The sequence below is a fragment of the Bacteroides sp. genome, assembly GCF_019417265.1.
GTDB lineage: Bacteria > Bacteroidota > Bacteroidia > Bacteroidales > Bacteroidaceae > Phocaeicola.
This window is the reverse complement of record NZ_DXVR01000109.1, coordinates 1-7,900: the sequence shown is the minus strand read 5'-3', so window position 1 is coordinate 7,900 and position 7,900 is coordinate 1. Positions and strand designations below refer to the sequence as shown.

The following is a 7,900-nucleotide window of genomic DNA, read 5'->3' as shown; positions in this document are numbered from 1 at the left end:
TTATGTCAGGTCCGAACGCAAGTATAGAAGAGATATTAGATAAGTTATATACAGGCAATGTAATTCGTTTATAATTTAATCCTTATATGTAAGGTTTACTTTAGAGATACCTAGTACAACATTAAATAAATAACTAGCCAAATATCATGTATGGTGTTATACTTATAATATCAACGGAAATGAGGTATCAGTATGGCACACGCACGATCTATTACACTTACAAATGAAGAAGTTTTGTACCTTCAGTCACTCACTCGTCAGCGTACAATTCAAGCGCAGGTAGTTGACCGCGCTAAAATGCTTCTTTACAAAGCACAGGGAGCATCGAATAGCGATATTGCTGAACGTTTAGATGTAAATATAAACACCGTTAAACTCTGTCTTTCCAAGTTCAGGGAAGGCGGTGTACAGCGTGCTCTGTTCGATGACAAACGCAAAGGACGACCTGTTGAAATCACAGATGACGCTATTGCATGGATCATCAGCATTGCTTGCCAGCGTCCTACCGATCTTGGCTACGCACAGGAACTTTGGACTTTAAAAAATCTTCATCAGTACATCCAAAATCACGCAGAAGAGGCTGGATATTCAAGGCTTACAACTATCACAAAACCAATGGTACAGAAGATACTGAACCAATCCGAAATTAAGCCGTTCAAAATCAAGTATTACTGTGAAAAACGGGATCCTGATTTTGAGACTAAGATGCATGATGTCCTTGTTGTTTACAAACAGGTTGAAATGCAGTTTGACGAAAACGGAGACATCATAGTTTCAACTGATAGTCCAATGATTCATACCATTTCCTGCGATGAAAAGCCGGGAATACAGGCTATTGCAACAACAAGTGATGACCTCCGTCCGACGGAAGGAAACGGCTGTGTATATCGTGACTATGAATATAAACGCCTTGGCACATTGTCTTTAATTGCCGGAATTGATCTTCTCACAGGAATAGCTATTCCTGTTGTAAGTGAAACTCACAAAAGTTCCGATTTCATCTGTCTTCTGAAGAAACTTGATGAAATGTATCTGGAAGGGGATGTTATCAGGATTATCTGTGACAACCATTCTGCACACAAAGCAAAGGAAGTGCAGAATTATCTGGCTACAAAGCCAGAAGGACGTTACGTATTTGTGTTTATACCAAAGCATGCATCCTGGCTCAACCTGATTGAATGTTTCTTCAGCAAAATGGCAAAACAGATGTTGAAAGGAATACGAGTCAAATCAAAGCAGGAACTGGCGGACAGAATCTATCAATATTTCGATGAAATCAATAAAGAGCCTGTGGTATTTCATTGGACATATAAACTTGATGAAATATCCGAAGAAGAAGCTAACCCCAATATGGCCAGTTAATTATTATTCAATCTACTAGTACATTGAATAATAATTAAGACTAAATCGAGAATGTTTTATTGGCAAGCACCATGAAGCATTCTCGATTTTTCTGTTACAAGGTAATTTCGATAAAATGTCTCAAAGCATAACAAATTTTTGAACAGTAGAGAAAGTTATGCCATACCATCTTTCTCCCAACGGCTTTGCCTGTGGGTGTTCATCGGCTTATGCTACCTTCTGGCGATATAAAACCTTTAACCTGCACTATTTTCGACACTACTTATTTTGGCGGTATCTCAAGAAATCATGTCTTTCACATTTCCCCAACAAGGCTCAATAATTCTATTATGGGTAACTACCTCGACTTCGGTCTTAAAATCGCACACAGGGGCAACACAGGCTCTCACAGGGGCAAGAGAAAGTTGATTTGTCTGTCTAAAAAATGAATTTGTGCATATTTACGGTTTTTTCTCTGTTTTTGGTCTATGGCATAAAGCCAATTCTGTCTTCACATCGCCAAAGTTTCCTCCGATTTTTCAAAACAAAAATTTTGACTTGCAACTGTTCTTTTTCAGAGTTAACATCACACACCACGAAGGAGATTTCTTCTGCTTCGTGTCCTGTGTTCTACAGGATGTATCCATCTCCATGAAAGTCAGCGGTGTTCCTTTGCGGAATATTTTGTGCCTGACCAGAAGTGGATAGGCTATACCACTCTTGCACACTTGGTTGCTGAAAAGATGCGTAATTCCGAGAAAGATGCTTAACAGTTGAGATTGCCACTATTTTGCCAAACATTGAGATTGGGGTTGATTCTATGGTTAAAGAAAATTTTATTTATGTGGGTATCGATTTACATAAAGAAACCCACACAGCAGTTATGATTGACTGCTACAATCAAAAGCTGGGAGAGATTACTTTCCCAAACAGACCAGCCGATTTTCCTAAGCTGGTAGCGAAAGTGAAAAAATGTAATACGGATGGTAAGACTATAGTTTTTGGTCTGGAGAATGCTTATGGTTACGGCAGACCTTTAGCGGTGTGGCTGATTGATAAGGGGTATTTTGTTAAGGATGTAAATACTGCTATTTCTCATCGTCAGGCAAAGCACCGTGGTGCCATGTATCGCAAGAGCGATAGCGACGATGCAGAAGCTATTGCACTTGCAACTCTAAATATGCTTGATAAACTTCCGGATGCCTGCCCCAATGATGCGTACTGGTCACTTGGTCAGTTGGTGCATCGCAGGGATAACATCATGAAACAGCGAACCAGACTGGTTAATCAGTTGCACGAGCAGCTGTGTATTGCATATCCGTCTTACAAGTCATTTTTTAATGACATCAGTAGACCTACTGCACTGTACTTCTGGGAGCATTATCCATCCAGAAAGTATCTTAGGGGTAAGTCTGTGGAAGATTTACGTAAGGAACTTGTTCCCGTCAGCCACAATAGATGTTCGACCAAAAACTGTGAGAAAATCTTGGATGCGGCAGCAAGTGACAAGGTAAAAAATAATGCTTACCAAGATGCCAGGGACATGGTGACTCTTAGCATTGTCAGTGATTTACAGCACTATGACAGCCAACTGGCAGAGGTAGACAAGATGCTGGAACAGATGTATAAGATGCTTGGCTGCACGCTTACAACCATTCCCGGTGTAAATGTTATCACAGCAGTGAAGATTCTTGCTGAAATCGGTGATATCAAACGCTTTAGTAATGCTAATAAGTTGGCACAGTTTGCAGGAATTGCACCACTTCATTTATCATCTAGCGGTAAGGGGAAAGATGTAGCTACCAAGCAGGGTAACAGACGATTGCAGGCAACCATTTATTTCCTTGCAATCCAGATGGTGCAGGTATCCTCAAAGGGTACACCGAGAAATTCGGTGGTACGGGCATACTACGAGAAACGTAAGGCAGAGGGGAAAACCAGCCAACAGGCTTTGATTTGTATTTCAAGACGGTTAATCAGTATTATTTACGGAATGTTAAAGAACGGTACGGAGTACCGTATGCCAGTAGTGGAAAGTGCTGGCGAAAAGTAGTGAAATAATGGCAAATATGTAGTAGAATTTTAAGCAGATGTGATAGTCAGCTTTGGGAGGTGTACGCATTTTCCGGAAGAGTGGCATCGGCTTGGATTATTATAAGGGTAAAGAGTTTATGTCAAGAGTGGTAGTAGCTCCTATAGTTTATTACCAAGTGAAGGTGAAATTGGAACATATAGAGAGTTATTAGATGCAGGTGAGGTTGGAGATAATATTACACCACATCATATGCCTTCTGCGGAATATATGTCCCAGTATGGAGTAGGAAGGGAAGATGGTCTTTGTATGAATATGGAAATGCCTAGTCCAGGTACGGGAGGGCGACATCGTTTGACCGACACTTATGGAAGAAATATGACAGATGCAGAAAAGGCATATTATTATTCGTTATCCCCTAGAGATGCACTGGCATACGATATTGCAAATATGAGGCAAATATATCAGAGTCAAGGTTTATATTCTGAGATACGACCGAAATTGCAAGAATATATCAAGAAATACATGGAATTAATGCCTGAATTATTTGATAAATAGAAGAGGAGAATTAAGCAATGGATAAAAAAAATCAGATACAACAATTAATCAATTCCAGGAAGCTGAGTACTGATGAGGAATATGTGTTATTTGAAGGTGCCTTGCAGGCATTGCATTTGAATATAACGATTGATGATATTGCTGAAATATGTAAAGCTTTTGATGATGATACAAAAGATGATGAAGTTATGTTTGGAATTATTCATCTGATTGAACAATTGCAAGGAGAGGAGTACTTAAAGAAGATTGCAATATGTACACCAGATATGAAGGAGGCTCATGATTGGGCAATGACGTTAAATAAGAGAATAATTAACAGTCAAAAATATTTTGAAAAGTACATTGAAATTATTGGCGATTTGGAAAAGGAATACAAAGAAAAAATATTAAAACTGTTAGTTGATGTTAAAAATGATAATCCTAAAAAATTTGGTGACAAAATAAATATGTTGATTGAGCGGACAGTATAGTAACTTTATTTATGTCTCCACTTAAGGATGCCCACCACTTAAAAATCCAACAACGGTCTTTAATTTAATTGAAATGGATCTAAAGTATAGAAAGATCCAAGAAGATTTAATATAAAGACCTTAGAGCACAATTTATTCTATGGGTGCATTTAAGGACATCCAAATTCAAAACTGAATATTGATTCTAAGATTTAAAACGCATTGTTTTCATAGCACTTGGTGCTGTGGAGACAATGCGTTTTTTCGATGATAATTTTCAAATTCTTTTCCAGACTGCTAATATCGGTCTACTCCTTGCGAATATCGTGCCCAAAGTCTGTCTTTTGGGCATCTCATAAAGAGAAAGTGCACAGTTAGCTCAAGAAAACATTGCTAGCGAAACTCTGGTATTGAACTTTAACAAGTAAATATTATTCGAAATTGAACCATCAGCGCATCCTCCAACAGTATAAGTATAATGCCAGAGGCCAGGTTATCGGAGTCGTGGACGGCAACCAGAATCCCATTTCCTATGATGTGGACAGCTGGGGACGCATCACAGGCATTGGCTTTGCGGACGGGGTGAAGGAAGGCTATGAATACACCCCCGCCGGGCAGGTCAGCAGGACTATAGACGGCAACGGCAATGCAGTGCAGTACCGTTACAACAGTCTCGGCAAGGTCAGCGAGCGGACGGATCAGCTGGGATTCACAGAGACCTTCCGGTATGACGAGGAGGGCAACCTGTCCCTGCACATCGACCGGGACGGAAGACAGCTACAGCGTGCCTGCAACGTGTTCGGTCAGCCTGTATATGAGAAGGCATCCGATGCGGAAGGAAAGCACACCAATATCAGCACCTGGCACTATGACAGCCTGGGCCGGGTGACCCGTGCCGTCTGCGACGGGAAGTCCTATGAATACATCTACGATGCATATGGTAACCTGAAAGAAAAGCGTTCCAACGGGAAACGCTTAGTTTCCTATGCCCATGACAGGGCAGGGCAGATCACGGAGATCAGGGATCCCGCGGGAGTCTGCACCCGGTATGAGTACGATATCTTAGGACGCAGGAGCCGTGTTTACAACAATGACGGACTGGAAGTGCGCTACGGCTACGATGCCCTGAACCGCATCCGCCATATCCGTTATGGCAATGGTGTGGAGACCGCCTATACCTACGATGGTGACGGTAACATCCGCACTCTGGAAACCAGAGCGGGCGAAAATGTCCTGCTCTCCTTTGCATACCAGTATGACGGTAACGGAAACCGCACGGCGAAGACAGGCACACAGGCAGCTCTGGGCGGCATCACTTCCGAAATCACCGCAGGGAATAATGCGCTGGATCTCTCCTACAATTATGATGTCCGAGGACAGCTTCTGGAAGAGCGGCGGAACGGCGCTTCTGTTTCGTATGCCTATGACAAAGCCGGGAACAGAATCCGGAAGACGGATGCACAGGGAGAAATCCGCTATCTTTATAATGAGAAGAACCAGCTGGTCGAAGAGGAAAGCCCTGCCGATAGAAAACAGTTTTCTTATGACCGTCAGGGCGGTATAATAGAGGAGAAAAATGCAGCCGGGATCCGTCGGTTCTCCTATAACAGCCGCCACCAGCAGACAAGGGTGGAAACCGAAACCGGCAGCGTGCAGGAGAACCGCTATGACGCGGAAGGCCTGCGTTTTGAACTGCTGGAAAACGGCAGGAGAACCAGCTTTGTATACCACGATGGAGAGCTTCTGCAGGAGGAGGGAAGAGAAGAGCAGGGCACCAGTTATCATCTCGGGGCAGGGATGGAAGCGTTCCGCAGAGGACAGGAACTGTCCTACTACCACAGGGATGAACAGCTCAGCACGACGTTTATTACCGGCGGACATGGAGATGTTCTGAACAGCTATCAGTATGATGCCTTTGGCGTACCCCTTGAGACCACAGAACAGCTGAATAACCGCATCCGTTATACGGGCCAGCAGTATGATGAACTGACAGAGCAGTATTACCTGCGGGCGAGGTATTATAATCCGGTTGCCGGGCGTTTCATGCAGGAAGACGTCTATCAGGGGGATGGACTGAATCTGTATGCGTACTGCGGGAATAATCCGGTGGTGTATGATGATCCGAGTGGGTATGCAAGTACGTCAACAGGTAAAGCTTGTCCACCACAGGGGAAAATTAGTGAAAGTGTTGATGGGAGTGGTAGTACAACCGCAGATATTTACTCTTTTGGTAATAAATCAGCGCCAAGAGGAGCAAGACCTCAACAGGACTTTAATGTTGAAAACTTTGATAGTATTGTAGGCCCTGAAACCGGTCCATTACCGAAGGGAGCATCTAATGTATTGGATGTTAATTCAGCACCTTTAAGTGGACACTATCATATGTTGCCAGCAGGAACACAGATGCCAGATGGTTTAGATATTATTGCTGATGGTATAGATGTTATACCTAATTCTCCTCATGGCGTGGGACATCATACTATTTTCCCGACACGAGCAATGACGGTTAATGAGTTTAATGAGTTATACAAATCATTACCATGGCAATACGGAGGAAAAAAATGACAAATATGTATGAAACATGGTTGATGGAGCAAATACATAGTATTGCTAATTTTCCATATGAAGATATAAAGATATTGGATAAATATCCATTGGATGTGTCAAAACAAGTTCTTAAAGTTTTAATTGAGAATTCATGTTTAGGACAAAATTATGGTCCTATAGATATTAGTCGTAAAAAAATCAATGAAATTAATAAAGATTGGCTAAATCAATTTCTTCTTGAGGTTGCGAGCACGTGTATTGACTGTTCAGATGAATGGGAATATAGGCGATTAGTTGAATTAGTTGTTCTTGTGATTCCTGAATTGAAGCAAGAAGTATTAAAATTGGGTGCACAATCTGAGAATGAAGAAGTGAGAGAAGTAGTAGAAGATTTTCAAAATTTGTGAAATCTGCTTATGCAAAAAAGAATAACAGTTTTCGTAGCTGTGCAACAAATTTGTAACATTTACTCTTGACGATCCTAAAATACCCATGTTACAATGGCACGCAACAGGGGGTATTAGGGGGATAAAATATTCCCTTAATTCCTAAACACAAACAGAGTCGGGGATGTTCTTCTTGGCTTCAATAGTCACGGAGTATCTCCGATTTTTCTTTTACAGGGCAATCCCGATAAATTTGTTCCAAAGCATAACAAATTCCCAAACAGCAGAGAAGGTTATGTCACACCACATTTCTCCCAACGGCTCTGCCGGTGGGTGTCTCCCAGCTTATGCCGTCCTCCGGCGGCATAAGTCCTTTAACCTGCACTATTTTCGACCCTATTTATTTTGGCACTATCTTAAGAAATCAAATCTCTCACATTTCCCCAACAAGCCTTAAAAAGTTTATCATGGGTAACTACCTCGACTTCGCTCTTAAAATCGCACACAGGGGCAACACAGGCTCTCACAAGGGCAAGAGAACGTTGTTTTGTATGTTCGGATAGTAAATTTGTGCATCTTTACTGTTA

6 protein-coding genes are annotated in these 7,900 nt (G+C 41.8%); all 6 read left to right on the top strand.

Going from position 1 to position 7,900, the window contains the following annotated elements; translation table 11 throughout:
- The first annotated feature begins 192 nt into the window (after positions 1 to 192).
- The 6 genes from QZ379_RS11170 to QZ379_RS11145 all read left to right on the top strand — a co-directional run bounded on the left by QZ379_RS11170 (position 193) and on the right by QZ379_RS11145 (position 7,334).
- Positions 193 to 1,362, top strand: a complete 1,170-nt coding sequence (locus QZ379_RS11170) for an IS630 family transposase (RefSeq protein WP_118502669.1) — start codon at positions 193 to 195, stop codon at positions 1,360 to 1,362.
- A gap of 799 nt (positions 1,363 to 2,161) precedes the next feature.
- A complete protein-coding gene (locus QZ379_RS11165) occupies positions 2,162 to 3,394 on the top strand; it encodes an IS110 family transposase (protein ID WP_291564583.1) in 1,233 nt (410 codons plus the stop codon).
- 231 nt (positions 3,395 to 3,625) lie between these two features.
- Entirely contained in the window at positions 3,626 to 3,931 is a 306-nt protein-coding gene (locus QZ379_RS11160) for a hypothetical protein (protein ID WP_118502668.1), read from the top strand.
- Between the two features lie 17 nt (positions 3,932 to 3,948).
- Entirely contained in the window at positions 3,949 to 4,401 is a 453-nt protein-coding gene (locus QZ379_RS11155) for an Imm30 family immunity protein (protein WP_291564578.1), read from the top strand.
- 420 nt (positions 4,402 to 4,821) lie between these two features.
- Positions 4,822 to 6,945 (top strand): RHS repeat-associated core domain-containing protein, encoded by a 2,124-nt coding sequence (locus QZ379_RS11150; protein WP_291564573.1) that lies wholly within the window; start codon positions 4,822 to 4,824, stop codon positions 6,943 to 6,945.
- 5 nt (positions 6,946 to 6,950) lie between these two features.
- Complete coding sequence (locus QZ379_RS11145) at positions 6,951 to 7,334, top strand: hypothetical protein (RefSeq protein WP_291564570.1); 384 nt, start codon at positions 6,951 to 6,953, stop codon at positions 7,332 to 7,334.
- The last annotated feature ends 566 nt before the right edge of the window (positions 7,335 to 7,900 follow it).